This is a genomic window from Nonomuraea sp. NPDC004186 (assembly GCF_053603495.1).
In genome coordinates this window covers 41,980-67,654 of record NZ_JBSGFQ010000028.1, presented here as the reverse complement: position 1 = coordinate 67,654, position 25,675 = coordinate 41,980, and the positions used below count along the sequence as shown (strand labels likewise).

Here is a 25,675-nt window from a genome sequence, read left to right as displayed (position 1 = left end):
ATTAACTCTCCGATTTGTCCGGATCGGCCCTGGCATCGGCGGCACCTCTCTAGCATTTGAGGCGTGACCGGCACGGAACGATCATCGGAGCCCGAACCGTTCGCCGACGAGGGCGGGCGGCGAGGGCGGATACTGATGATTGCCGGCGCGCTGGTCGGCACGCTCATGCTGGCCTCGGCGGGGATTCTGGTGGGCGGGGCGTCCACCGCCAGGCGGCTGGACGCGGTCGACTGGCACCGCACCGGCCCCGGCGCCCGTGACGGCTCCATCCCGGTCGCCACCGAATCCCGCCTCCGCACCGCCCCCACCGCCCTCGGCCCCGCGCCCACCTCCCTCGGCCCTTCCGCGTCCCCGGCGCACCCCTCCTCCGCCGTGCATCGCCGCCCCACTCCGAAGCGGGCGCTCTCGGCGCGCCCGACCCCGCGGCGGACGAACTCCACGCGGCCGACCCTCGCCTCGGTTTCCCGTACGCCCACACCCGAGCCGGCCACGGCCTCCCCAGCGGTGCAGCCGACCCGCTCGTCCGCCACGCCGCCTCCCACCGCCGCCACGCCGCCGCGCACGCATGTTCCGCCCGGCCAGACGCGCCACCCCAGAAAGCGCTAAATCTCTTCTACGGCCGTGCACGCCGCGGTCTTCAAGCCCGTCCTTTACGGCTGCGCACGGTGGGCCGCACGCGCCGACGCCCGTTTCCGCCCGTCATGGCCGGTCGTGAAGGCTCACGGGTTGCTCGCCGTGACGGCGCGCGCTCTTGACCGGCTCCGTGGCAACCCCCTCCCCCGCAAGAATCTCGGCTTCGTTGTGGAATGAAGCATTCCGTTCTGCTATTCTGGAACAGAACAAGCCGTTCCGATTCAGGAGGCCGTGGATGACCATCCTCGACACCCGCCCCGCGCAGACGCCCGCCACCCCCGCCCCCTACAAGTGGCGCTGGCCCGCGCTCGCGGTGGTCCTCGCCGGTTCGGTGATGGAGCTGCTCGACGCGACCGTCACCAACGTCGCCGGCCCGACGATGCGGGCCGACCTGGGCGGCGGCGACTCCCTGATCCAGTGGCTCGGCGCGGCCTACACCCTCGCCATGACCGCGGGCCTGCTTACCGGCGGGCGGCTCGGGGACATCGTGGGGCGCAAGCGCATGTTCCTCATCGGCGTCGTCGGGTTCACCGTCGGGTCGCTGCTGTGCGCCCTGGCCGCCTCCCCCGAGACGATCATCGCGGCCAGGGTCGTGCAGGGGCTGTTCGGGGCGGCGATGATCCCCCAGGGCATGGGGCTGATGAAGGAGATGTTCCCGCCCAAGGAGCTGGCGGTCGCGATGGGGATGTTCGGGCCGGTCATGGGGCTGTCCGCGGTGGGCGGGCCGATCCTGGCGGGCGCGCTGACCGGTGTCGACTGGCGGCTGATCTTCCTGATCAACCTGCCGATCGGGGCCGCCGCCGCGCTGGCCGCCCTGCGCTTCCTGCCCGCCTCCCGCCCGGTCAAGGGCGTGCGGCTCGATCTGCCGGGCGCCGTGCTGGCCTCCGCGGGCACCGTTCTCATGGTCTTCCCGCTGGTCCAGGGGCGCGAGAGCGGCTGGCCGGCGTGGGCGTTCGCGATGATGGCGACCTCCGCGGCGGTGTTCGCGGTCTTCGCGGCCTACGAGAAGCGCAGGGCCCGGCGCGGCGGCGACCCGCTGGTGGCGCCCAGCCTGTTCGGCAAGCGGGCGTTCGTCTCGGGCATGGCGACCGGCACGATCTACTTCGCCGCCTTCACCGGGTTCTTCCTCGTGATCGGCCTCTACACCCAGCTCGGCCTGGGCTACTCCCCGCTCAAGGCGGCGCTGACCAGCGTGCCCTCGTCGCTGGGCATGATCGCGGGCATGGGCGTCGCGCAGGCCGCCCGCAGGCACGGCCGCAAGGTGCTGCTGGCCGGCGCGATCGTCATGGGGCTCGGCGTGACCGGTGTGATCGCCGTCGCCTCCCCCGGGGTCTCGCCGTGGCAGCTCGCCCCGGCGCTGGCGGTGGCCGGGCTGGGCAGCGGGCTGATCATGAGCCCGTACTTCAGCATCGTGATGGCCGCCGTCGAGCCCCAGGAGACCGGCTCCGCCTCCGGCGCGCTGACTGCGCTCCAGCAGGTGGGCGGGGCGCTGGGCCTGGCCCTGCTGGGCACCCTCTACTTCGGCACCGGGAGCGTCACGATCACGCTGTGGGTGGCGGCCGGGATGATCGCCGCGACGTTCGCGGTCGGCCTGATGCTCCCGAAGCAGGCCCGCGAGGACTGACGATCCCCCGAAGGCGGCCGGCTCACCCGAGCCGGCCGCCTTCGCGTCTGCGGGACTGCTCCATGCCGTCCAGCAGGTAGCCGAGGCCCTCGTCGAACGTGGCGTCCCACGCGTGGTCGAGCCCGTGCTCGGCGAGGGCCGGATAGCGGTCGGCGCGTTCCCTGAGGAACTCGCCGGTGTCGTCCCGGTCGCGGTCCTGCCAGGTCACCTGCATGACGACCGAGCCCATGACGTAGTTGGACAGGCTGTACGCGGCGGGTTTGGGGGCGGCGAATCCGGCGGCGGCCAGGGTCGCGTAGAGGAACTCGGTACGCTCCAGCGCGTTCGGGCCCATGAGCGGGCGGTCGAGGATGGTGGCCGACCACGGGTGCCGCAGCAGGGCCGCGCGCCAGCCTCCGATGAGCTCGCGTACGGCCTCCTGCCACCCGGAGCCGCCCGCCGGCCGGCGCACCTCCCCGAAGACGGCGTCCAGGGCCAGGTCGAGGACGTCGTCCTTGGTCTTGACGTGCCAGTAGAGCGTGGTCGAGCCGGTGTCGAGCCGCTCGGCCAGGCGGCGCATGGTCAGCCGGCCCACGCCTTCCTCGTCGAGCAGCGCGACCGCCTCGGCCACGATCCGGTCGAGCGTCAGCGTCTGCCTCGGCGCCTTCTGGGGGCGCGACCACACGGTTCCCACCCGGAGATAATACGTTGTTCTAGTGACCGGATCGATGGTCTAGTTGGTCGAACGACGATCGAGTGGAGGTGGCCGTCATGGGGCACATCGAGGTGAGCGGGCTGACGTACCTGCTGCCGGACGGGCGGCCGCTGCTGCTCGAGACGTCCTTCAAAGTGGGCGCCGGCGCCAAGGCGGCGCTCGTCGGGCCGAACGGCGCGGGCAAGACCACGCTGCTGCGGCTGATCGCGGGCGAGCTGGCCCCCTCCGACGGCCGCGTCGCGAGCAGCGGCGGGATCGGGGTGATGCGGCAGTTCCTCGGCGCCGGCACCGTGCACGACCTGCTGCTCAACGTCGCCCCGCGGCGCGTCCGCGACGCCGCCGCCGCGCTGGAGGTGGCCGGGGCGACGATCGCCCGGAACGACGACGAGCCCGCCCAGCTCGCCTACGCCCAGGCCATCGCCGACTATGCCGACGCGGGCGGCTACGAGCTGGAGGTGGTGTGGGACGTGTGCGCCACCGAGGCTCTGGGGCTGCCGTACGAGCGGGTCAAGGACAGGGAGCTGGGCACGCTGTCGGGCGGGGAGCAGAAGCGGCTCATGCTGGAGGCGCTGCTGCGCGGGCCGGACGAGGTGCTGCTGCTGGACGAGCCCGACAACTACCTGGACGTGCGGGCCAAGCAGTGGCTGGAGCGGGCGATCAGGGGCTCGGCCAAGACGGTGCTGCTCGTCTCGCACGACCGGCAGCTGCTGGCCGAGGCCGCCGACCGGATCGTCACGGTGGAGGGGCGCGGGGTGTGGGTGCACGGCGGCGGGTTCGCGACGTACGCCGAGGCCCGCAGGCGCCGCAGGGAGCGCCTCGACGAGCTGCGCCGTCGCTGGGAGGACGAGCGGGCCAGGCTGCGCCGGCTGGTCCACACGCTGCGCCAGCGCTCGGCGAACAACGACGCGCTGGCGGGGGCGTACCAGTCGGCGGTCACGAGGCTGGAGCGGTTCGAGCGGGCGGGGCCGCCGCAGCGGGCGCCGAAGGAGCAGAACGTCCGGATGCGGCTGCGCGGCGGGCGCACCGGGAAGCGGGCGGTGACCTGCGAGGACCTGGAGCTCACCGGGCTGCTGCGGCCGTTCTCCACCGAGGTCCGGTACGGCGAGCGGGTCGGCGTGCTGGGCCGGAACGGCACCGGCAAGTCCCACTTCCTGCGCCTGCTGGCGGGCGAGCCGATCGCGCACACCGGTGTGGCCCGCCTGGGCGCCAGGGTGTCAGCCGGGCATTTCACCCAGACCCACGCGCGGCCCGACCTGGCCGGACGGGCCGCCGCCGACGTGGTGATGCGGGAGTACGCGCTGACCCGCAACGAGGCGATGGCGGCGCTGGCCCGCTACGAGCTGGCGCCGGCGGGCGGGCAGCCGTTCGAGACGCTGTCGGGCGGGCAGCAGGCCCGGCTGCAGATCCTGCTGCTGGAGCTGTCGGGGGCGACGCTGCTGCTGCTCGACGAGCCGACGGACAACCTGGACCTGGCCAGCGCGGAAGCGCTCCAGCAGGGGCTCGCGGGGTTCGAGGGGACGGTGCTGGCGGTCACGCACGACCGCTGGTTCGCCGCCGACCTCGACCGCCATCTGGTGTTCGGCGCGGACGGGCTCGTACGGGAGAGCGACGTCCCCCGCTGGGACCTCTGACGTTACGGGGCGGCGACGCGCTCGCGGCGCAGGGCCGAGATCGTCATGGTCTCGTCCACGGCGTCCGGCGAGAGCACGTGGTCGAGCACCATCACCGCGCACCCGCTGATGCCCGCGCCCGCCCCCAGCCGGCTCGGCTCGATGCGCAGCCGCCGGGTGGCCAGGGCCGTGGAGCGGCGGTAGACGACCTCGCGGATGCTCGACACCAGCGGACCGAACGCCTCGGCCACGTCGCCGCCCAGCACCACCACCGACGGGTTGAGGATGTTGACCGCCCCGGCCAGCACCTCGCCGATCCGGCGGCCGGCCTCGCGCACCGTGGCCATCGTCTCGGCGTCGCCGGCGCGCACCAGCGCGGTCACGTCGGCGATCGTCTTGACGTCCTTGCCCTGGGCCCGCAGGTCGCGCAGCAGCGCGGTGCCGCTGGCCACGGAGTCGACGCAGCCGGTGTTGCCGCAGCGGCACAGCACGTCGCCGCCGTCGAGCACGGGGATGTGCCCGATCTCGCCTGCCGCGCCCAGCGCGCCGCGCAGGATGCCGCCCCCGGCGATCACGCCCGCGCCGATCCGCGTCGAGATCTTCACGAACATCAGGTCGTCCAGGTCGGGGTAGGCGCCGCGGTGCTCGCCGATGGCCAGCACGTTGACGTCGTTGTCCACGAGCACGGGGACGGGGAAGCGCTCGCGGATGATCGGCGGGATCACCACGCCGGTCCACGAGGCCATCACGCGGGCGCTCTCGGCGCGTCCCTGCGCGAACTCGACCGTGGCCGGCACGCCCATCCCGACGCCTCTGAGCATCGAGCGGGGCCGGTCGCCGAGCAGCTCGTCCCAGGAATCCATGATCACCGGGAGCACGACGTCGGGCCCCTGCTCCACGTCCATCGCGAACTCGCGCCCGGCCAGCTCCCGCCCGGCCAGGTCGCAGACGGCCACCCGGGTGCGGCTGGCGCCGAGCGCCGCCACCAGCACCACGCCGCCCGTGGCGTTGAACTCCAGCCGGACCGGCGGCCGCCCGCCCGTGGACGGGGCGTCGTCGCGCTCCACGACCAGGCCGCGTTCCAGCAGCTCACCCACGCGCAGCTGCACGGCGGGGCGCGACAGGCCGGTCACCCGGCCCAGGTCGGCCCGCGTCGCGGCCTCTCCGGTGCGGATGAGGCGGAGCACCTCACCACTGGTGGCGAGGGTCGCGGCGGTACGTCGAGGCATCGGCTAAGTGAATCACATGGGGTTAGGTCATGAAAAGTCCAGACTTTTTTATCTCAAATGCCAAAACTCCGCTTGTGTGGGACCCAAACTCTCGTTAGTGTCCGTTCTGTCCCTGCTTGGTAGATCATCGGAGCCCGCAACCGTGTCCCCCGTGTCGACAACCAGCCCCGCCCACACCGCCGACCTCGTCGTCTTCGGCGGCACCGGCGACTTGTCCATGCGCAAACTGCTCCCGGCGCTCTACCACAGCGACAGGGACGGCCGGCTCTCCCCGGAGACCCGCGTCATCGCCATGTCCAGGGGCGGCCTGACCGACGCCGACTTCCGCGGCAAGGTGGACGCCGAGGTACGCGACCAGGTCCCGATCGACGACCCCGCCATGTGGCAGCGCTTCCTCGGCCGCCTGCACCACGTGTCGGTCGACGTCGGGGGCGCCGACAAGTCGGGCTGGGGGGCGCTGAGCCGGCTGCTGGCCGGGCACGAGCAGCGCGACCGGGTCTTCTACCTGGCCAGCCCGCCCCGGACGTTCGGCCCCTTCTGCCGCGAGCTGGAGGAGGCCGGGCTGGTCACGCCGCTCTCGCGCGTGGTGCTGGAGAAGCCGCTGGGCCACGACCTGCCGAGCGCGCAGCGGATCAACGACGAGGTCGGCGCGATCTTCGACGAGCGCCAGATCTTCCGCATCGACCACTACCTGGGCAAGGAGACCGTCCAGAACCTGCTGGTCCTGCGCTTCGCCAACGCCTTCCTCGAGCCGATCTGGAACTCCCTGTGGATCGACCACGTCCAGATCACCGCCGCCGAGACCGTCGGCACGCCGGGCCGGCGCGGCTACTACGACCACGCGGGCGCGCTGCGCGACATGGTGCAGAACCACCTGCTCCAGCTCCTCACGCTGACCGCGATGGAGCCGCCGGCCCGCAACGACCGTGAGGCCATCCGCGACGAGAAGGTCAAGGTCCTGCAGGCGCTGCGCCCGATCACGGGCACGGAGGTCGACCGCTTCACCGTGCGGGGCCAGTACACCGAGGCCGACGGGATGCCGGGCTACCTCGACGAGCCCGCCTCCACGCCGCCGACGGACGCCTCGCGGCGCGTGGAGACGTTCACCGCGATCCGGGCCGAGATCAAGAACTGGCGATGGGCGGGGGTGCCGTTCTACCTGCGGACCGGCAAGCGGATGCCGTACCGCAGGTCGGAGATCGTGGTGCAGTTCAAGGACGTGCCGCACTCCATCTTCCCCGGTGGCACGCCGAACCGCCTGGTGCTGCGCCTGCAGCCGGAAGAGGGCATCGAGCTGCACATCATGGCCAAGGAGCCGGGCGCGGGCGAGGTGACGCTGAAGCCGGTGCCGATGTCGCTGAGCTTCGGCAAGACGTTCACGGCGCGGGTGCCGGAGGCGTACGAGCGGCTGCTGACGGACGTGCTGGCCGGGAACCCGACGCTGTTCATGCGGCGTGACGAGGTGGAGGCGGCCTGGCGCTGGATCGACCCGATCCTGTCGACCTGGGAGTCGTCCGGAGCCCTGCCCGAGCCCTACCCCGCCGGGACCACCGGTCCCGCCGGAGCCCACGAACTGCTCGGCCGCAGCGGTCGCGAGTGGCACGAGGAGGACGTGTGAACAATCGATTCCGGGTTCATGGACCCGACGAAGGAGGCACCGTGAACCCCGTCATCCAGGACGTCACCGACCGCATCGCCGAGCGGAGCGCCACCAGCCGGGCCGCGTACCTGGCGCGCATCCGGCGCGACGGCGAGGCCGCCAGGGCGAAGGGCCCGGCCCGCGCCCACCTCGGCTGCGCGAACCTGGCGCACGGCTTCGCCGGCGCGCCCGCCGACGACAAGCTCACGCTGCGCGGCGCCGCCAAGCCGGGCGTGGCCATCGTGACGAGTTACAACGACATGCTCTCGGCGCACCAGCCGTACGAGACGTACCCGCCGGAGCTGAAGGCCGCGGTGCGCAAGGCCGGCGGCGTGGCGCAGGTGGCGGGCGGCGTGCCCGCGATGTGTGACGGCATCACGCAGGGACGGCCCGGCATGGAGCTGTCCCTCTACAGCCGCGACGTGATCGCGATGGCCGCGGCGATCGCGCTGTCGCACGACATGTTCGACGCGTCGCTGCTGCTGGGCGTGTGCGACAAGATCGTGCCCGGCCTGTTCATCGGGGCGCTGCACTTCGGGCACCTGCCCGCGATCTTCGTCCCGGCCGGGCCGATGACCTCGGGCCTGCCGAACAAGGTCAAGGCGCGCACCCGCCAGCTCTTCGCCGAGGGCAAGGTGGGCCGCGACGAGCTGCTCGACGCCGAGGCGAAGTCGTACCACTCCCCCGGCACCTGCACCTTCTACGGCACCGCCAACTCCAACCAGGCGCTGATGGAGGTCATGGGCCTGCACCTGCCCGGCTCGACCTTCGTCAACCCGCACACCGAGCTGCGCCACGCCCTCACCGAGGCGGCCGGGCGCCGCGCGGTGGAGATCACCGCGCACGGCTCGGAGTACACGCCGATCGGCGAGCTGGTCGACGAGAAGGCCATCGTGAACGCCTGCGTCGCCCTGCTGGCCACCGGCGGGTCCACGAACCACACGATCCACCTGGTCGCCATGGCCGCCGCCGCGGGCATCGTGCTGACCTGGGACGACTTCGCCCGCCTGTCGCGGGTCGTGCCGTCCCTCACCAAGATCTACCCGAACGGCCAGGCGGACGTGAACCACTTCCGCGACGCCGGCGGCATGCAGGTCCTCATCGGCGACCTGCTGGACGAGGGCCTGCTGCACGGGGACGTCATGACCGTGGCCGGACACGGCCTCGACCGCTACCGCGAGGCTCCCGAGCTGGTGGACGGCGAGCTGGTGTGGGCGCCGGTCACCGGCGGCAGCTCCGACCTGGACGTGCTGCGGCCGGTCGCGGAGCCGTTCTCGGCGGACGGCGGGATCCACATGCTGTCGGGCAACCTGGGCCGGGCCGTCTCCAAGGTCTCGGCGGTCAAGCAGGAGCACCTGGTGATCGAGGCGCCGGCGAAGGTGTTCGACGACCAGCTGGAGCTGCTGCGGGCGTTCGAGGCGGGCGAGCTGGACGGGCAGGACTTCGTGGCGGTCATCCGCTACCAGGGTCCGAGCGCGAACGGCATGCCCGAGCTGCACAAGCTCACGCCGCCGCTGGCCGTGCTGCTCGACAGGGGTCAGCGGGTCGCGATCGTCACGGACGGCCGCATGTCCGGCGCGTCCGGGAAGGTGCCCGCGGCCATCCACCTGTCGCCCGAGGCCGCCGACGGCGGGCCGATCGCCCTGGTGCGGGACGGCGACATGATCAGGCTGGACTCGACGGCGGGGACGCTGGAGCTGCAGGTGCCCGCCGAGGAGCTGTCCCGCCGCCTGCCGGAGGGCCGCCCGCTGAGCGACGCGCAGTGGGTGGGGACCGGGCGCGAGCTGTTCGCGGCCTTCCGCCGGATGGCGGGCCACGCGGAGCAGGGCGCCGGGATCTTCGGCCTCAGCGGCGCCGAGTCGCCCGACCACGGCCCCGGCCTGGGCTTCCTCGCCGAGGCCGGCGCCTCGCACCTGGAGACGGGCGCCCCGGTCGGCGCCCAGCACGCCGGGCTGGCGAGGTGACGGTTCAGAAGTCGATGGCTCGCCGTCCCGTCTGGGACGGCGAGAGCGTTCGTGGGATCCTTCGGTTCATGGCGAGCGATCTTGACGCCGCCCTGGACGCCGGAGGTATGTGGTGAGTGCCTTTGACCTTCCGTGGCTGGTCGCCGACATCGGCGGGACCAACGCCCGGTTCGGCCTGGTCACCTCGTCGGGAGCGCGGCCGGCCAACGTCGCGGTCCTGGCGGGGTCCGACTACCCGACCCTCCCCGAAGCCGTAGCCGCCTATCTCGCGGAGCACGCGGGCGGAGTGCGACCGGGGGCGGCGTGCCTGGCCCTGGCCGGGCCGATCGACGGCGACCGCTACCGCCTCACGAACTCCGCGTGGGCCGGGTCCGTACGGGATCTCGGCGTGCCGTACGCGGCGCTGCTCAACGACTTCGAGGCGCTGGCGGTGTCGCTGCCGCACCTGGAGGGCGACGACCTGGTCTCGCTGGGCGGCCCGGAGCCGGGGCACGGGGTCAAGGCCGTGCTGGGGCCGGGGACCGGCCTCGGCGTGGGCGGGCTGGTGCCCGTGGAGCACGGCTGGACGCCGATCCCGGGCGAGGGCGGGCACGTCACGGTGCCGGTGGTGGACCGGCGGGAGCTGGAGATCGTCCAGGTCCTGCAGTCGCAGGGGTTGCCGCACGTGGTGGCCGAGCACGTGCTGTCCGGGCCCGGGCTGGTCCGGCTGCACCGGGCGCTGGCCCAGGTGAACGGCGTCGCCGCCCCCGACCTGACCGCCTCGGACATCGTGGCCCGGCTGGACGACTCGCTGTGCGCGGAGACGGTGGAGGTGTTCTGCGGGATGCTGGGCAGCTTCGCCGGGAACGTGGCCCTGACCCTCGGCGCGAGGGGCGGGGTGTATCTGGGCGGCGGAGTGCTCCCCCGTATCGTGGAACGCGTGCGCACCAGCAGCTTCCGGACCCGCTTCGCCGAAAATCCGGACATGGCCCACTACCTGGAGGCCATCGGCACCGCGCTGATCGTCGCCCCGCAGCCGGCGCTGACGGGCGCGGCGGCCTGGCTGGCCCAGCGCGCCCGCCGGGAACTGGTGGGATGACCGTGCGGACGTGTCTGGGCGGACCTGTACGTGACTAGACGGCCGTCAACGGGCCGACGAGGAGAAGAAGAACCCATGAGCCTGCTCGATCTCGCCCCGGTGATCCCCGTCGTGGTGATCGACGACGTGGAGAGCGCCGTGCCGATGGCCAGGGCGCTGGTCGCCGGCGGCCTGCCGGCCATCGAGGTGACCCTGCGGACCCCGGCCGCGCGCGAGGCCATCGCCCGGATCGCGGCCGAGGTGCCCGAGGCGACCGTGGGCGCGGGGACCATCCGCAGCTCGGAGGACATCGCGGCGTCGGTGGCCGCCGGGGCTCGGTTCCTGGTCTCGCCGGGGACGACCCTGTCGCTGGTCGAGGCGATGGATTCGAGCGGCGTCCCGTACCTGCCGGGGGCGGCCACCGTGTCCGAGGTGATGGCGCTGGTCGAGCGGGGGGTCAAGGAGCTGAAGTTCTTCCCCGCCGAGGCCGCGGGCGGCGTCCCCTACCTCAAAGCGCTGGCCGGGCCGCTGCCGGACGTGCGCTTCTGCCCGACGGGCGGGATCCGGGTGAACACGGCGGCCGACTATCTCGCGCTGCCGAACGTGGGCTGTGTCGGCGGCACCTGGCTGACCCCGGCCGACGCGCTGGCCACCGGCGACTGGGGCCGCGTGGAGAAGCTCGCCTCGGAGGCCGCGGCCCTGCGCTGAGCGCGGCGAAGGCTCCAGTAGGCCTCAGCTCCAGATCGACACGTGGATCGGGGGGCGGAAGCGGCTGCGGGGGATGCCGTCGTCCGGGGTGCGCATGACCTGGGTGGCGGCCGGGGTGGTGAGGAAGTCCAGGAACGTGCCCGCGGCAACCGACCGGTTCGGCGGTTCCAGGGTCGTGGCGTACCAGTACGCGGCCAGCGGGGTGGCGGCGGTCTCGACGGCCACCAGTTCGCCCCTGCGTAACTGGGACGCCACCAGGTGGGCCGTGGCGGGCGCCAGGCCGGAGCCCTCGGCGGCGGCCTTCCAGGCGGCTGTCTGGTTCGCGAAGACCCGTACCTGGGACTCCGGGACCCGCAGCAGCCGCAGCAACCGGCTCGTGTCGCTCAGGGGGTCCGTCCCGGAGGGGCCGACCAGCCACTGGTCGCGGCGGCCGCGCGGCGAGCCGACCACGATGAGGCGGCAGCGCAGGACCGGGCGGCTCACCAGGCCCTCGCCGCTCACCTGGGCCCCGAGCGCGACGTCGGCCAGGCGGCTGGACAACAGGAGCGGGATCTCGGCCGTGGCGGCCACGCCGGTGGTGGCGTCCACCGACTTGCGCTGCGTGAAGAGGCAGACGAGCGGCCCGGCCACGTACTCGGCGAGCCCGGCGTCCATGACCACGTGCAGCCCGACTCGGCCCGGCTGGACGGCGGCGACCGCCTCCGCGCCGAGCGCGACGATCTGGGCGGCGATCCCGAGCAGCCGCCGCCCGCCCTCGGTCAGCACCATCCGGTCGCCGCTACGGGTCAGCAGCGGGTCGCCGAGGTGCCTGCGGAGCTGGGCCAGTGACTGGGAGACGGCGGGCTCGCTCACGCCCAGCGCCCGTGCCGCCGCCTTGACAGATCCCAGACGCGCGACGAAAACGAACGCCCCGAGCTGGCTGAGTGTCATTCCCCCTTCATAGTTCTCCGGCGCGCATTAAGGAATCCCTTATTTGCGGATTGTCGGGACAAATCGGTGCCAGCAATGTGCAGTCATGCAGGTTCCCGCGAGATTCGAATACGAGAGAGCGGACAGCGTGCCGCACGCGCTCGAACTGCTGGCGCGCTACGGCCCCGAGGCCAGGATCGTCGCAGGTGGGCACAGCCTCATCCCGATGATGAAGCTGCGCCTGGCCCAGCCGGAGGCGTTGATCGACATCAACGGGCTGGCCGAGCTGGGGCGGATCGCCGTCGAGGGTGACGAACTGGCCATTGGCGCGCTCGTACGCCACACAGAGCTGCTGGACAGCACCACCGCCACCGACCTTTTCCCGATATTTCGGGATGCGGAGCGAGTTATTGCCGACCCGATAGTGAGAAATCGGGGGACCGTTGGCGGGTCGCTGTGCCAGGGCGACCCTTCCGAGGATTTGTCCGCCGTGTTCTCGGCGCTGCGGGCGCGGGCGGTCATCCAGGGCGCGGGCGGTCAGCGTACCGTGCCGATCAGGGACTTCCACCACGGCCCGTACGAGACCGCCGTCGGGCCGGGCGAGCTGCTGGTGCAGCTGCGCGTGCCGGTCACGGCGGGCACGGGCAGCGCGTACGAGAAGGTCGAGCGGCGCGTGGGCGACTGGCCGGTGGCCGCGGCCGGAGCGGTCGTCACCGTCCGGGACGGCGTGATCGCGCGGGCGGGCATCGGGCTGACCGCGGTCGGCGCCGAGCACTTCTGCGCCCCCGAGGCCGAGAGCTACCTCGAAGGCAGGCCGCCCGGCGGGGAGGCGTTCGCGGAGGCGGGAAGGATCGCCGCCGAGCACTGCGACCCCCACGCCGACCAGCGCGGCCCCGCCGACTACAAGCGCCACCTGGCCGCCGAGCTGACCCGGCGCGCGCTGGTCAGAGCCGCAGGGAGGATCTGACATGCGCATCACGGTCTCGGTGAACGGGCAGCCGTACACCAGAGAGGTCGAGCCCAGGCTGCTCCTCGTGCACTTCCTGCGCGACGAGCTGGGCCTGACCGGCACCCACTGGGGCTGCGACACCTCCAACTGCGGGGTCTGCACGGTGCGGCTCGACGGCGTGCCGGTCAAGTCGTGCACGGTGCTGGCGGTGATGGCCGACGGCCACGAGGTCACCACCGTGGAGGGCCTGGAACGGGACGGGGAGCTGGACGCGGTGCAGAAGGGGTTCGTGGAGTGCCACGGGCTGCAGTGCGGGTTCTGCACGCCCGGCATGCTGCTCACCGCACGCGCGCTGCTCGACCGCGTGCCCGACCCCGACGAGGGCCAGATCCGCGAGGCGATCTCCGGCCAGCTCTGCCGCTGCACCGGCTACGAGAACATCGTCCGATCGATCCGCTGGGCTGCGCAGGCGAGTCTGAATGTCGCCGAGTCCGCGACGGAGGCGAAATCATGAGCTACGGACGCATGCACCGCAAGGAGGACGCCCGCTTCATCAGGGGCCGCGGCAACTACACCGACGACGTACGGCTGCCCGGCATGCTGTACGGCGCCGTGCTGCGCAGCCCGCACGCCCACGCCAGGATCGTCTCCATCGACACGAGCGCCGCCGAGGCCCACCCGAAGGTCAAGGCCGTCATCACCGGGCAGACCCTGGCCGGGCTCGGCCTCGCCTGGATGCCGACGCTCTCGCAGGACACCCAGGCGGTGCTGGCCACGGACAAGGTGCGCTTCCAGGGCCAGGAGGTCGCGTTCGTGGTGGCCGAGGACGCCTACTCGGCCCGCGACGCGCTGGAGCTCATCGACGTCGAGTACGACCCCCTCGACGCGGTCATCGACGCCAGGAGGGCCCTCGACGAGGACGCGCCGGTCATCCGGGACGATCTCGAAGGGCGTACCGGCAACCACATCTTCGACTGGGAGGCCGGCGACCGCGCCCGCACCGACGCCCTCTTCGAGCAGGCGGAGGTGACGGTCGCCCAGGACCTGCTCTACCCGCGCGTGCACCCGGCGCCGCTGGAGACGTGCGGCGCGCTCGCGGACTTCGACAGAGTCACCGGCAAGCTGACCGTCTGGTGCCCCACGCAGGCGCCGCACGCCCACCGGACGCTGTACGCGATGGTGGCCGGGCTGCCCGAGCACAAGATCCGGGTGATCTCCCCGGACATCGGCGGCGGTTTTGGCGGAAAAGTCGGGATATATCCCGGCTACGTGTGCGCGATCGTCGGCTCGATCGTCACCGGCAAGCCGGTCAAATGGATGGAGGACCGCTCCGAGAACCTCATGAGCACCGCCTTCGCCCGCGACTACCACATGCGCGGCGAAGTGGCGGCGACGCGTGACGGCAGGATCCAGGCGATCAGGGTCAAGGTGCTGGCCGACCACGGCGCGTTCAACGGCACGGCCCAGCCGACCAAGTTCCCGGCCGGGTTCTTCCACGTCTTCTCCGGCTCGTACGACATCGAGGCCGCCCACTGCGAGGTCACCGGCGTCTACACGAACAAGGCCCCCGGCGGCGTCGCCTACGCCTGCTCCTTCCGCGTCACCGAGGCCGTCTACCTGGTAGAGCGCATGATCGACGTACTGGCCGCCGAGCTGGACCTCGACCCGGCCGAGCTGCGGATGCGCAACCTGCTCAGACCCGAGCAGTTCCCCTACCACTCCCCCACCGGCTGGGAGTACGACTCCGGCGACTACCCCAGGGCGCTGCGCCTGGCCATGGACATGGCCGGCTACGACAAGCTCCGCGCCGAGCAGGCCGACAAGCGGGCCAGGGGCGAGCTGATGGGCATCGGCGTCAGCTTCTTCACCGAGGCCGTCGGGGCGGGCCCGCGCAAGCACATGGACATCCTCGGCCTGGGCATGGCCGACGGCGCCGAGCTGCGCGTGCACCCGACGGGCAAGGCCGTGCTGCGGGTCTCGTGCCAGTCGCAGGGCCAGGGGCACGAGACCACGTTCGCCCAGATCGTCGGGCAGGAGCTGGGCATCCCGGCCGACGACGTCGAGGTGGTGCACGGCGACACCGACCAGACGCCGTTCGGGCTGGGCACGTACGGCTCGCGCTCCACCCCCGTCTCGGGCGCGGCCACCGCCATCGTGGCCAGGAAGGTGCGCGACCGCGCCAAGATCGTGGCGGCGGCCATGCTGGAGGCCGCGCCGGACGACCTGGAGTGGGCCGACGGCAGGTGGTCGGTGGTGGGCGACCCGTCCGCCGGCAAGTCGATGGCCGAGATCGCGCTGGCCGCGCACTCCAACCTGGAGCTGCCGGAAGGCGTCGAGGGCCACCTGGACGCGGCCACCGTCTACAACCCGCCCAACCTCACCTACCCGTTCGGCGCCTACATCTGCGTCGTCGACGTCGATCCGGGGACGGGGCAGGTGAAGGTGCGCAGGTTCGTGGCGGTGGACGACTGCGGCGTGCGGATCAACCCCATGATCGTCGAGGGGCAGATCCACGGCGGGCTGGCCGACGGGGTGGGGATGGCGCTCATGCAGGTGATGGCGTTCGACGAGGACGGCAACCACCTGGGGGCGTCGTTCATGGACTACCTGCTGCCGACCTCGATGGAGTGCCCGTCGTGGGAGCTGGGCGAGACCGTGACGCCCTCGCCGACGCACCCGATCGGGGCCAAGGGCGTGGGCGAGTCGGCCACCGTCGGCTCTCCCGCGGCCGTGGTCAACGCCGTGGTGGACGCGCTCAAGCCGTACGGTGTGCGGCACGCCGACATGCCGCTCACCCCGGCGAACGTCTGGCGCGTCGTCAACGGCGACCCGTTCCGCACGGACCTGGCCATCCCGTGAGTGAGCGCAGCGAGCGAACAATCAGACACAGCCGAATCTCGCTCATGCGTCCGACGAAGGAGGGCGCATGAGCGAATTTCTCGGCATGCCGACGTCCCGGCCGCGCCCGGCCGCCGACCTGGACGCCCGGGTCGCGCGGCTGCGGTCGGGGCGGGAGCCGTACGTGCTGGCCACGGTCGTGCGGGCGCAGCGGCCGACCAGCGCGAAGGCGGGCGACCGCGCGCTGGTGCTGCCGGACGGGACGATCGAGGGGTTCGTCGGCGGGGTCTGCGCCACCGACACCGTCCGGGCGCAGGGCCTGCGGCTGCTCGAACTCCGGCGCGCGGCACGGACCACGCTGCTGCGGATCACGCCGGAGGCGGGCGAGCCGCACGAGGAGGAGGGCCTGATCGCCGTGGGCCAGCCGTGCCTGTCCGGCGGCACGCTGGAGATCTTCCTGGAGGCCGTGCTGCCTCCCGTGCTGATCCACGTGTACGGCGACAGCCCCATCGGCCGGGCCTTCGCCGCCGTCGGCCAGGCGCTGGGGTACCAGATCGAGACCGGCCCCGGGGTCGCCGCCGGCGCCGACGCCGTCCTGGTGGCCTCGCACGGGGTCGGCGAGGAGCCGATCCTGCGTGACGCGCTGGCCAAGGGCGTCCCGTACGTCGGGCTGATCGCCAGCCGCAGGCGCGGCACGGCGGTGCTGGCGCGCGTGGAGGGAGGCGAGCGCGTACGGGTTCCGGCGGGTCTGGACATAGGTGCCAGAACGCCCGGTGAAGTGGCCGTTTCCGTGTACGCCGAGATCATCAGCCTGCGTTAACGGGCGGCAGCCGGGTACGCCAAGGACAGGACAACCGCAGCCCCCGGGAAGCCCCTTTCGCTCTCCGGAGAGCGAAAGGACATCAATGCCGACGGAACTGGTCCGCCAAGTGCAGAGGATGGCGGACGACCGCCCCGTGGCCCAGCCGGGCAGCCTGGAGCGGGGCATCGACATCCTGCTGGCGCTCGGCGCCGCCTCCCACCCGGTCAGCCTCTCGCAGCTGTGCCGCAGCACGGGCCTGCCCAAGTCGACCGCCCACCGCATCCTGGGCGTGCTGTGCTCGCGCGAGCTGGCCAGGCGGGTGGGCAACGGCTACCTGCCGGGCGAGCTGCTGGAGACGATGGCCGGCATCACCCGGGCCCGCGTGCCGGGCACCCGCAAGGTCGTGCTTCCTTACCTGCTCTACCTGTACGAGGCCACCAGGCAGACGGTCAACCTGGCGGTCCCCTCCGGCTTGGAGGCCCGCTACGTCGAGCGCCTCTACGGCCACAACCGCGTCGACTCCCGCTCCGACGGCATGGACCGCGCGCCGCTCCACTGCACGGCGACCGGCAAGGCGCTGCTGGCCTTCGACCCGAGGCTGCGCCAGGAGCTGCTGGCGCGCGGCTCGTTCGAGCGGATGACGCGCCGCACCATCACCACGCTGGGCGGGCTCGAACGCGAGCTGGCCCAGGTCCGCCGGCACGGCGTGGCGTACTCGCAGGAGGAGTTCACCGAGGGCGTGGCGTGCGTGGCGGCGCCGGTGTTCGGCCCGGGCGGCCGGATCTGCATGTCCCTCGGCGTGGCCGCCCCCGTGGGCGCTGTGCCGCTCGCCAAGCTCGGCATCTCCGTACGCGGCGCCGCCCAGGCCATCTCGGCGGCCCTCCTCGGCGCGTAGGCGTTCCGGCCATCGGAACATCTCCGCGGCCTCAGCCCGGAAGTGTTCCGGTGGCCGAGACCCCTGATTGCGAACGCGGCGCCACGGGAGATCACATCGGCATATGGACTTCCTTCCTGCTCCGGCCACCCAGGAGGCGCCCGCGGGCCGAAAGGTCAGCGCCCGCATGGCCACGGACCCGCGGGCGCCGGTCGGAGCACGGAAGGCCGCGCGTGCCTAGGGACCTCCCCCGGGCCACCGTGCTGGAGAGCCTGCGCCTGGCCGCCACGATCGTCCCGCCGGGCTTGCCGCATCTGACGCGTGGGCGCGACCCGCTGCGCTCCCGCGCGCTGCTGGCCGAGCTCGAGGCCAGGTACGGCGGCCGCCCCGTCCTCGTGCGCGGCCTGCGCGGCCCCGCGCTGCTGATCATCTCCAAGCGGGACGCCCTGCGCGTGCTGTCGGAGGAGGGCGAATTCGCGCAGGGCGTCGAGCAACGCCCCTTCGGCCTGCCGACGGACGTGCTGCGCCCGACGTTCATCGACATCGCCAGGGAGGAGGCCGGGGAGCTCACCTCCGGCGTGGTCGACCACGACCGGCTCAACGCCCGGTGGCAGCGGGTGGCCAGGCGCTGCGTCTACGGCGACGGCGCGGCCGACGACGTGGAGCTCACCCGCCTGCTGACGGACCTCACGCGGGCCGGCAGGTGGCGCGACAGGCGGCGCCAGGACCTGCTCTCGGGCCGCTACGACGCCCGCATCCTCGACCACCTGCGCCGCGCCGAACCCGGCAGCCTGGCCGGCCTGATCGCGGAGAGGCCGGGGGTGGGCCGCTCGCGCGGGCTCATGCAGGCGGCGTTCTGGCTGATGGGCCTCGGCGTGATGTCGGCGGGGCTGATGCAGACGCTTGCGCTGCTGGCCGCCCACCCGGCCCAGCGCAAGTCGGCCCGCCGCGACGCCGACTACCTGCGGGCCTGCCTGCGCGAAGGGCTGCGCCTGTGGCCGCCGGTGCCGGCGCTGTCGCGGGTCACCGCCACCAGGACCGACTGGTACGGCACCACCCTGCCCGCCGGCACCACCGTGCTCGTGCCGATCGCCGCGCACCAGCGCAGCTCGCGCCTGCCGTACGCGAACACCTTCGCCCCCGAGATCTGGCTGGACGGCACCGCGGCGAACGAGTGGTGGGCCAGACCGGGCTGCGACGGCGTGCACCTCACGCTCGCGGTCGGCACCGCCTTCCTGGCCGGCATCGTCCGCGCCGCCCGCCCCAAGCCGGTCGGGCGGCTGCTGTCCCCGCACCGCCCGCTCCCCCACAGTCTCAACCTCTCGCGCCTGCGGGTGACGATGCGCCCCTTGCGCATCCACGGCGCTCCCTCTCCTGCTCAGAACTAGTCGCCACCGGGCAGGCACTTCCTCCGTTAGAGTCTTGGGTACAAAATGACGTGCCGGGCGGAGGAACGGTTCGGATTGAGACGGGATGACGACGGCGAGAGGACGGCTACGTTGGGGCGCTCCGCAGGCACTCCGCTGGAGCCGGAAGATCCGCCGGCGATCGGCCCCTATGAGCTGGTCAGCCGTCTCGGCTCCGGTGGCATGGGCGTGGTCTACCTCGCCAAGGCGGCCGACGGGCAGCGGGTGGCGCTCAAGGCGATCCGGCGCGACTACACGGCCGACCCGGTCTACCGGGCGCGTTTCCACGAAGAGGTGTCCAACGCGCGCAAGGTGGCCTCGTTCTGCACGGCGCGCGTGCTCGACCACGGCGAGGACCGCGGCGTCCTCTACCTCGTCACCGAGTACATCGACGGCATCTCGCTAGAGGACCACCTGATCGAGCACGGCGCGCTGTCGCCGTCGGTGCTGCACTCCGCGGCCGTCGGCGTGGCCGCCGCGCTGACCGCGATCCACGCGGCCGGGCTGGTGCACCGCGACCTCAAGCCGGCCAACGTGATGCTGACGCTGGCCGGGCCCCGGGTGATCGACTTCGGGCTGGCGCGCTCGACGCACGTCAGCTCCCGGCACACGAACGCCGGCATGGTGATGGGCACGCCCGGATGGATCGCTCCCGAGCAGGTCTTCGAGGGGCGCACCAGCCCGGCGGGCGACGTGTTCGCCTGGGGGTCGCTGATCGCCTACGCGGGGCTGGGCGGGCATCCGTTCGGCGAGGGTGACGCGTACGTGATGGCGGCCCGGGCCCGCAGCGCGCCGCCCGACCTGCGGGGGCTGCCCGCGCCGCTGGACCGGCTGGTGGCCGCGGCCATCCACCCCGACCCGGCGCGCCGGCCCGCGGCCAAGCAGCTGCTGCTGGAGCTGGTGGGGGCGGCCGACGAGCCCGCGGCGCAGCTCGCCGCCACCAAGCACCTGACCAACTCGTGGAACCCGTCGGACTTCCCGATGATGCCGCCCGACCGTACGGGCGCGGGTCGCCCGCCCCGCCGGCCCGAGGGTCGCGGCCCGCACGCCGAGCCCCGCGGGCCGCAGCCGCAGCCGCAGCCGCCCGCCGAACGCACCGGCCCGACGCCGAGGGCGGCGAGCCACGTGCCGCCCGCCGAGCGCACCGGCCCCAAGCCCGGCATGATGCAGCCGCCGCCCGCCGAACGCACGGGGCCCAAACCGGGTCAGATGCCACCTGCCGAGCGCACGGGGCCCAAGCCCGGCATGATGCAGCCGCCGCCTGCCGAGCGGACCGGGCCCACGCCCGGCGTCGGCCGGGTGCCGCAGCAGCCGCCGGCGCCCCACCCCGAGCGGACCGGTCCCGTGCCGCAGACCGGGATGGGCCCGCGGGGGCCGCACCCGGATCTCACCGGGCCGGTCCCCCACCACCAGACCGGGCAGGGGCCGATGCCCCACCCCTCCGCCACCGGCCAGGGGCCGTTGCCGGGCTATCCGCCCGCCAAGCCCAAGCGGGGTGTGTTCGCGGGCTGCATGACCGCCTTGATCATCGCGTTCGTGCTGGTGGTGGGGCTGATCCTCGTGCTGATCTGGGTGCTGCGGCCCTCGTCGGCCGGCGAGGACGGGCCCGTGCAGGACGGCAAGCTGCGCTTCGCCGTCACCAGCACGAAGTGCCCCAAGCCCGTGAAGTCCGCGCAGACCCGCACGTGCCAGATCGGCGTGCGGGTCAGCAACGTCGGCCAGGAGGCCAGGGTGCTCTACCCGGGCCAGCAGAAGCTGGTGGATGAGGACAAGGAGTTACACGGCGGCACCAAGCTGCTCGACATGGACGGCAAGGAGATCACGCCGATCCGCATCGAGGCGGGCCAGTCGTTCGCCGGCGCGCTGGTGTTCGAGCTGCCGAAGGAGCTCGCCCCGGCCGCGCTCGAGGTGCACGACTCGGGGCTGAGCAACGGGGCCCGCCTCAACCTCGGCTGAGCCGCCTCTGAGCCGTCTCCGGGACGCCTCAGAACCCCTCGGTCGGGGAGACCACGCCCTCCAGCGGGGCGCCGTCGCCGAAGCGCCGCACGTTGGCGGTGACGCGTTCGGTCAGGCCGCGCCAGTAGGAGGAGGGCGGGTTGGCGGAGTGGGGCGTGATGAGCACGTTGTCCAGGCTCCACAGCGGATGCCCGTCAGGCAGCGGCTCCGGGTCCGTGACGTCCAGCGCCGCGCCGCCGATGCGGCCCGCGCGCAGCGCGTCCACCAGTTCGTCGGTCACGACGAGGCTGCCTCGGGCGACGTTCACCAGCCAGGCGTCCTCGCGCATGAGCTCGAACTCCCGCTTCCCGAACATCCCCCTCGTCTCCGGCGTGGCCGGCGCCAGGACGACCACGTAGTCGGCCTCGGGCAGCACCTCGCGGTAGCGGGCGCGCGGCAGCACGAGGTCCGCGCCGGGCGCCTCACCGCTGTCGGTGACCGCCAGGACCCGGCAGCCGAACGGCTCCATCATCCGCATGAGCACCCGCCCGATGCCGCCGTAGCCGACGATCGCGACCGTCGAGCCCGCGAACTCCCTGGATGTCTTCGGCTCCCACGTCTTGACCCTGGCCGCCCGGTACAGCCGGCGCGCGGCCGCCAGCATCAGGGCCATCGCGTGCTCGGCCACCGGCAGGCCGTAGGAGCCGGTGGCGGCGGTGAAGACCGGGTGCTCGGAGATCAGCCCGGCGTCGGCGAACCGCTCGATGCCCGCGCTCGGCAGTTGCACCCAGCGGATGCCCTCGTGGAGCATCGGCCGCAGCTCCGCGGGACCGCCGCCGAAGAAGACGATCGCCTCGGCCTCCTCCAGCGGCACGACCCTGCCGCCCGCCTGACGCACCGCCTCGATGAGCACGGGCACCGGCTCGGGTCCGACATGGACGGCGACGGTCATGCTGGGGCCTCCTTCTCGCCACGGGATCATTAGCGTATCGGTGATGCCCGAGCACGACGTTCTCCGGTGCCAGCATCTCTTCAGCCTTCGTGGGTAGGTTTGGCCGGGTGTCCGCCGTCGCCGCCCAGCCCGTGACCACCCCCGTCCCCGCTGCCGCCAGGCTCGCGTGGCTGGACGCGCTCCGGGGGATCGGCGCGCTGGCCGTGGTGGCCGAGCACCTGCTGCCGTGGTTCCTGCCCCAGCTCAGGCCGTACTGGTTCAGCCTCGGCATCTACGGCATCCTCGTGTTCTTCCTGGTCAGCGGCTACATCATCCCCACGTCCCTGGAACGCCACGGCGACGTGCGCAAGTTCTGGATCAGCCGGTTCTTCCGGCTCTATCCCCTCTACCTCGGCGTGGTCGTCCTCGTGCTGGCCCTGGCCTGGTGGGTGCCGGTGCGGCCGGAGGTGCCCAGGGACGCCAGCGCGGTGGCGGCGCACGCGACCATGCTGCTCGACGTCGTGAACGTGGGCGGCGTGGCCGACACGATGTGGACGCTGTCGTACGAGATGATCTTCTACCTCCTGGTCACCGCGCTGTTCCTGATCGGAGGGCACGGCCGGAGCGGGCTGCTGTCGGTGTCGTTCGCGGCGGGGGCCGTGGTGGTGGGGCTGGTGGCGTCGGGGGCGGTGCTGACGGGCGGGTGGCCCGCCTACGTCTCCGCCGCGATGTTCGCGGCCGGGCTGGCCTGCGTCGTGTGGGGACGCCTGCGCACGGCCGCGGCCTGCGTGCTGGGGCTGATGGCGCTGACGCTGCTGCCGCTGAGCAGCCGGGTGCCGTGGCTCGCGGTGGCGGTGCTGGCGGTGATGTTCGCGGGGACGGCCATCCACCGGTGGGAGCGGGGCCACGGACGGCTGTGGCCGGTCGCGGTGGCCGCGGCGCTGGTGGGGATCGCGCCGCTGTGGGCCGTCCAGGGCGGCTGGTGGTGGGTGCGGGCTGATGTGTGGCTGACGACGATCGTGCTGGCCGGGGCCACGTTCGCGGCGGGGATGGCGCTGCGGGGGCGGCGGCTGCCCAGGGTGCTGACCTGGCTCGGGCTGATCAGCTACTCGCTCTACCTGGTGCATCACCCGCTGCTGAAGTATTTCGTGGCGATCACCGGTGACCTGCGCCGGGCCGAGCCGGCGTACCAGCTCATGATGGCGGCGCTGGCCCTGACCGTGGTGCTGGCCGCCAGCGCGCTCAGCTACAGATACGTCGAACGGCCCATGCAGGCGCTGGGCCGCCGCCTCTCAGGCGGGCGCGCCCGCCGGCTCCAGGGCGAGGGCGATCGCGGGATGGCTCGACAGGACGCGCGACACGACGGGGTCCTCGGCCATGAGGAAGCCCAGGTGCCGGACCGCGTGCGCGACCACGTTGGCCAGGGCGACGCGCTCAGGTGACGGGGTCGCGGGCCCCTCGCCCCTGGCGATCTCCAGCTCGGGCACCTCGACCGCGGGCAGCCACGGCTCCGGGTCCGGGCAGACCGCATAGGTCAGGACGACCCCGCCGTCCGGCTCGTATCGCCAGCTCGTGGAGTGCACGACGGTCCCGGGGTCCTCGGCCGCGACCCCGCCGAGCCGGCGGGCCGCCTCGTCGGGGCTCTCCCCTCGCTGCGGCCGGGTGAGGGCATGCCGGTAGGACCAGCGATTGTCGGTGCCCACCCGTAGCATGAGCGTCTCAACCAGGATCACGTGTCTTCCCGTCACCGCCACCAACTTACTGCCAACTATATGCAAGTACGTCTCAGACGCATTGTCGCAACGCTCTTGAAAGCCGTGGCGGGCCCGGATGTAGTCGATGACATGCGAGAGAGGGGCCGACAGCCATGCCGGGTTTGCTGGTGTTGATGGGGTCGGGCGAGACGAGCCCGACCATGGTCGAGATCCACCGCGCGGCGGCGCGTTCGCTGCGTGCCGGGGCGCGGGCCGTGCTGCTCGACACTCCCTACGCCTTCCAGGAAAACTCCGCCGACATCTCCGCCCGCGCCTGCCGCTACTTCGCGCGCAGCGTCGGCCTGGAGGTCGAGGTGGCGGCCGGGATCACGGGCGCCGACTGGGCCTTCTCGGGTCCCGGCAGCCCGACGTACGCGCTCGACCGGTGGGCCGGCTCGGGCGTGGCCGGCGACCTGCGTGCCCGGATCCGCGCGCGCGAGGGGGTGACGGTGCTGGCCTCGGCCGCCGCCTGCACGGCGGGCCTGGCCACCGTGCCGGTCTACGAGATCTACAAGGTGGGCGCGGATCCGCATTGGCGCGAGGGCGTCGACCTGCTGGATCCGCTCGGGCTGCGGGCCGTGCTGATCCCCCATTTCGACAACGCCGAGGGCGGCACCCACGACACCCGCTACTGCTATCTGGGCGAGCGCCGGCTGTCCCGCATGGAGCGCGAGCTGCCGCCCGGCACCGCCGTCCTGGGCCTCGACGAGCACACCGCCCTGATGATCGACCTCGAGACCGAGTCGGTGCGGGTGGCGGGCCGGGGCGGCCTGACCGTCCGCCTGCCCGGCTCCACCACGGTCCTGCCCACGGGCACCCACACCGACCTGGCCGAGCTGCGCCGCCTGGCCGAGGGCGGCCCCGGCACGGGCGCCGTCACCCCGCCGCCCGCGGCCGACCCCGCTCCCGCCGAGGTGACGCTGGAGGAGACGATCCACACGTGCGAGGAGCTGTTCAAGGCGGCGGTGGCCCGTCCGGACCTGGTGGCGGCGGCCCAGGCGGTGCTCGACCTGGAGGCCGAGATCGTCAAGTGGGCGGCCGACACGGAGGAGGACGCCGGCGGGGTCGACCAGGCGAGAGAGCTGATGCGGCTGCTCATCGCCCGCCTCGGCGAGCTCGCCTCGACCGCCCGCCTCCGCTCGCAGAGCCTCCCCTCCCTGGTGGAGCCCCTGCTGGTGCTCCGCACCCGGCTGCGCGAGGAGGGGCGGTACGAGGTGGCGGACGCGGTGCGGGCGGCGATGCAGGAGGGCGGGATCCTCGTGGAGGACACCCCGGACGGGCCCCGCTGGACCTGCGCCTCCTGAGACATCCGGCGGACACCTGTCTCGGCTGAGCGCTAGAACGTCCTGGCGATCCGGCGGGCGCGTTCGTCGGCCTGCTTGCGTTCGGCCTCGTACGAGCCCGTCAGCGTGGGGTGGTGGCGGATCTCCTGGATGTCGGCGACGCCGGCCCAGCGGAGCCAGTCGTCGAAGTACGTCGACTGGAAGTCATTGCCGAACTCCGGCCCCAGGCCGGGTCCCCAGACGGCGCTGGTGTAGACGACGGCGGCGCGCTTGCCGGTCAGCAGGCCGCGATACCCGGTCTCCGGGTGCACGCCGAAGACCATCGCCGGCTGGCTGACCACGTCGATGAACTGCTTCAGCTTGTAGGGCACGCCCCCGTTCCACATCGGCACGCTGAAGAGGTATCGGTCGTAGGAGTCGAAGCGCTCGAACGTCCGCACGGCCGCCGCCCACGCCTCCGCCTGCTCCCCCTCGGGCGTGCCACCACCGAACACGGTCATCTTCGCGCCCGCGGCGGCGGGGCCGAACTCGGGGAGCGTGCCGTCCCACAGGTCGAAGTGATCGACCGTCGCACCGGGCCTGGCGGCGCGGTACTCCTCGACGAACGTCCGCGCGATGCCCAGCGAGATCGACTCGCCCCCACGGGGGGAGGCGGAGATGTGCAGCAGTCTGCTCATGATTTCACGTCCTTTCCGGACTGTGGTCCGATTACTGCATCGAAAATACGGACTGCAGTCCGATTGGTCAAGTGGCGGAGCGACGGGCGTACTGCGGGCGCAGTAGAGCGGATGGGTACTACGGGATGAGGGACTTCGCCCAGGTCAGGCCTAACGTTT

The 25,675-nt window shown here is 72.7% G+C and carries 21 protein-coding genes; 16 read left to right on the top strand and 5 right to left on the bottom strand.

Going from position 1 to position 25,675, the window contains the following annotated elements:
- Positions 1 to 63 precede the first annotated feature (63 nt).
- Entirely contained in the window at positions 64 to 606 is a 543-nt protein-coding gene (locus ACWEPL_RS23215; protein WP_452437428.1) for a hypothetical protein, read from the top strand.
- 262 nt (positions 607 to 868) lie between these two features.
- Complete coding sequence (locus tag ACWEPL_RS23210; protein ID WP_363964340.1) at positions 869 to 2,257, top strand: MFS transporter; 1,389 nt, start codon at positions 869 to 871, stop codon at positions 2,255 to 2,257.
- A gap of 22 nt (positions 2,258 to 2,279) precedes the next feature.
- On the opposite strand, the gene ACWEPL_RS23205 is transcribed toward ACWEPL_RS23210, so the two are convergent.
- Positions 2,280 to 2,930: a TetR/AcrR family transcriptional regulator gene (locus tag ACWEPL_RS23205; protein WP_452437427.1), complete on the bottom strand. Its 651-nt coding sequence runs from the start codon at positions 2,928 to 2,930 to the stop codon at positions 2,280 to 2,282.
- A 77-nt stretch (positions 2,931 to 3,007) separates the two neighbouring features.
- Here ACWEPL_RS23205 and ACWEPL_RS23200 point away from each other — a divergent pair, with 77 nt between their 5' ends.
- On the top strand, positions 3,008 to 4,582 hold the full coding sequence (locus ACWEPL_RS23200; protein ID WP_363964336.1) for an ABC-F family ATP-binding cassette domain-containing protein: 1,575 nt from the start codon (positions 3,008 to 3,010) through the stop codon (positions 4,580 to 4,582).
- A 2-nt stretch (positions 4,583 to 4,584) separates the two neighbouring features.
- Here ACWEPL_RS23200 and ACWEPL_RS23195 read toward each other — a convergent pair whose 3' ends face one another.
- Complete coding sequence (locus tag ACWEPL_RS23195; RefSeq protein ID WP_357736598.1) at positions 4,585 to 5,790, bottom strand: ROK family transcriptional regulator; 1,206 nt, start codon at positions 5,788 to 5,790, stop codon at positions 4,585 to 4,587.
- A gap of 151 nt (positions 5,791 to 5,941) precedes the next feature.
- On the opposite strand from ACWEPL_RS23195, the gene zwf reads away from it, so the two are divergent.
- The 4 genes from zwf (at position 5,942) to eda (ending at position 11,158) form a co-directional block, all read left to right on the top strand.
- Positions 5,942 to 7,408, top strand: coding sequence for a glucose-6-phosphate dehydrogenase (gene zwf / locus ACWEPL_RS23190; protein WP_363964334.1), 1,467 nt, complete (start codon positions 5,942 to 5,944; stop codon positions 7,406 to 7,408).
- Between the two features lie 41 nt (positions 7,409 to 7,449).
- The gene (gene edd, locus ACWEPL_RS23185) at positions 7,450 to 9,393 is read left to right on the top strand and encodes a phosphogluconate dehydratase (RefSeq protein ID WP_452437426.1); all 1,944 of its coding nucleotides are present in this window, start codon (positions 7,450 to 7,452) and stop codon (positions 9,391 to 9,393) included.
- A gap of 112 nt (positions 9,394 to 9,505) precedes the next feature.
- On the top strand, positions 9,506 to 10,471 hold the full coding sequence (gene glk / locus ACWEPL_RS23180) for a glucokinase (protein WP_363964330.1): 966 nt from the start codon (positions 9,506 to 9,508) through the stop codon (positions 10,469 to 10,471).
- Positions 10,472 to 10,546: 75 nt separating this feature from the next.
- Positions 10,547 to 11,158, top strand: coding sequence for a bifunctional 4-hydroxy-2-oxoglutarate aldolase/2-dehydro-3-deoxy-phosphogluconate aldolase (gene eda / locus ACWEPL_RS23175; protein WP_452437425.1), 612 nt, complete (start codon positions 10,547 to 10,549; stop codon positions 11,156 to 11,158).
- Positions 11,159 to 11,182: 24 nt separating this feature from the next.
- Here eda and ACWEPL_RS23170 read toward each other — a convergent pair whose 3' ends face one another.
- Positions 11,183 to 12,088, bottom strand: coding sequence for a LysR family transcriptional regulator (locus tag ACWEPL_RS23170; protein ID WP_452437424.1), 906 nt, complete (start codon positions 12,086 to 12,088; stop codon positions 11,183 to 11,185).
- An 85-nt stretch (positions 12,089 to 12,173) separates the two neighbouring features.
- Between ACWEPL_RS23170 and ACWEPL_RS23165 the strand changes: the two genes are divergently transcribed.
- The 7 genes from ACWEPL_RS23165 to ACWEPL_RS23135 all read left to right on the top strand — a co-directional run bounded on the left by ACWEPL_RS23165 (position 12,174) and on the right by ACWEPL_RS23135 (position 20,892).
- Positions 12,174 to 13,034 (top strand): FAD binding domain-containing protein, encoded by an 861-nt coding sequence (locus ACWEPL_RS23165; protein WP_397369902.1) that lies wholly within the window; start codon positions 12,174 to 12,176, stop codon positions 13,032 to 13,034.
- Between the two features lies 1 nt (position 13,035).
- Positions 13,036 to 13,530 (top strand): (2Fe-2S)-binding protein, encoded by a 495-nt coding sequence (locus ACWEPL_RS23160; RefSeq protein ID WP_350726890.1) that lies wholly within the window; start codon positions 13,036 to 13,038, stop codon positions 13,528 to 13,530.
- A complete protein-coding gene (locus ACWEPL_RS23155; protein ID WP_363964321.1) occupies positions 13,527 to 15,875 on the top strand; it encodes an aerobic carbon-monoxide dehydrogenase large subunit in 2,349 nt (782 codons plus the stop codon). The genes ACWEPL_RS23160 and ACWEPL_RS23155 overlap by 4 nt, the downstream gene beginning before the upstream one ends.
- Positions 15,876 to 15,942: 67 nt before the next feature.
- Positions 15,943 to 16,674 (top strand): XdhC family protein, encoded by a 732-nt coding sequence (locus ACWEPL_RS23150; protein WP_452437423.1) that lies wholly within the window; start codon positions 15,943 to 15,945, stop codon positions 16,672 to 16,674.
- 118 nt (positions 16,675 to 16,792) lie between these two features.
- Positions 16,793 to 17,551: an IclR family transcriptional regulator gene (locus ACWEPL_RS23145; protein WP_350726887.1), complete on the top strand. Its 759-nt coding sequence runs from the start codon at positions 16,793 to 16,795 to the stop codon at positions 17,549 to 17,551.
- Positions 17,552 to 17,763: 212 nt separating this feature from the next.
- Entirely contained in the window at positions 17,764 to 18,918 is a 1,155-nt protein-coding gene (locus ACWEPL_RS23140) for a cytochrome P450 (protein ID WP_452437422.1), read from the top strand.
- Between the two features lie 111 nt (positions 18,919 to 19,029).
- A complete protein-coding gene (locus tag ACWEPL_RS23135) occupies positions 19,030 to 20,892 on the top strand; it encodes a protein kinase domain-containing protein (RefSeq protein ID WP_452437421.1) in 1,863 nt (620 codons plus the stop codon).
- 28 nt (positions 20,893 to 20,920) lie between these two features.
- Here the strand turns inward: ACWEPL_RS23135 and ACWEPL_RS23130 are convergent, their stop codons facing one another.
- The gene (locus ACWEPL_RS23130; protein WP_452437420.1) at positions 20,921 to 21,823 is read right to left on the bottom strand and encodes a D-isomer specific 2-hydroxyacid dehydrogenase family protein; all 903 of its coding nucleotides are present in this window, start codon (positions 21,821 to 21,823) and stop codon (positions 20,921 to 20,923) included.
- Between the two features lie 107 nt (positions 21,824 to 21,930).
- Here ACWEPL_RS23130 and ACWEPL_RS23125 point away from each other — a divergent pair, with 107 nt between their 5' ends.
- Positions 21,931 to 23,244 carry an acyltransferase family protein gene (locus ACWEPL_RS23125; RefSeq protein WP_452437419.1) on the top strand — a complete coding sequence of 438 codons (1,314 nt, stop codon included), beginning with the start codon at positions 21,931 to 21,933 and terminating at the stop codon, positions 23,242 to 23,244.
- 425 nt (positions 23,245 to 23,669) lie between these two features.
- Positions 23,670 to 24,860, top strand: a complete 1,191-nt coding sequence (locus ACWEPL_RS23120) for a hypothetical protein (protein WP_452437418.1) — start codon at positions 23,670 to 23,672, stop codon at positions 24,858 to 24,860.
- Between the two features lie 32 nt (positions 24,861 to 24,892).
- On the opposite strand, the gene ACWEPL_RS23115 is transcribed toward ACWEPL_RS23120, so the two are convergent.
- Positions 24,893 to 25,516 carry an FMN-dependent NADH-azoreductase gene (locus tag ACWEPL_RS23115; protein WP_452437417.1) on the bottom strand — a complete coding sequence of 208 codons (624 nt, stop codon included), beginning with the start codon at positions 25,514 to 25,516 and terminating at the stop codon, positions 24,893 to 24,895.
- Positions 25,517 to 25,675: the final 159 nt, after the last annotated feature.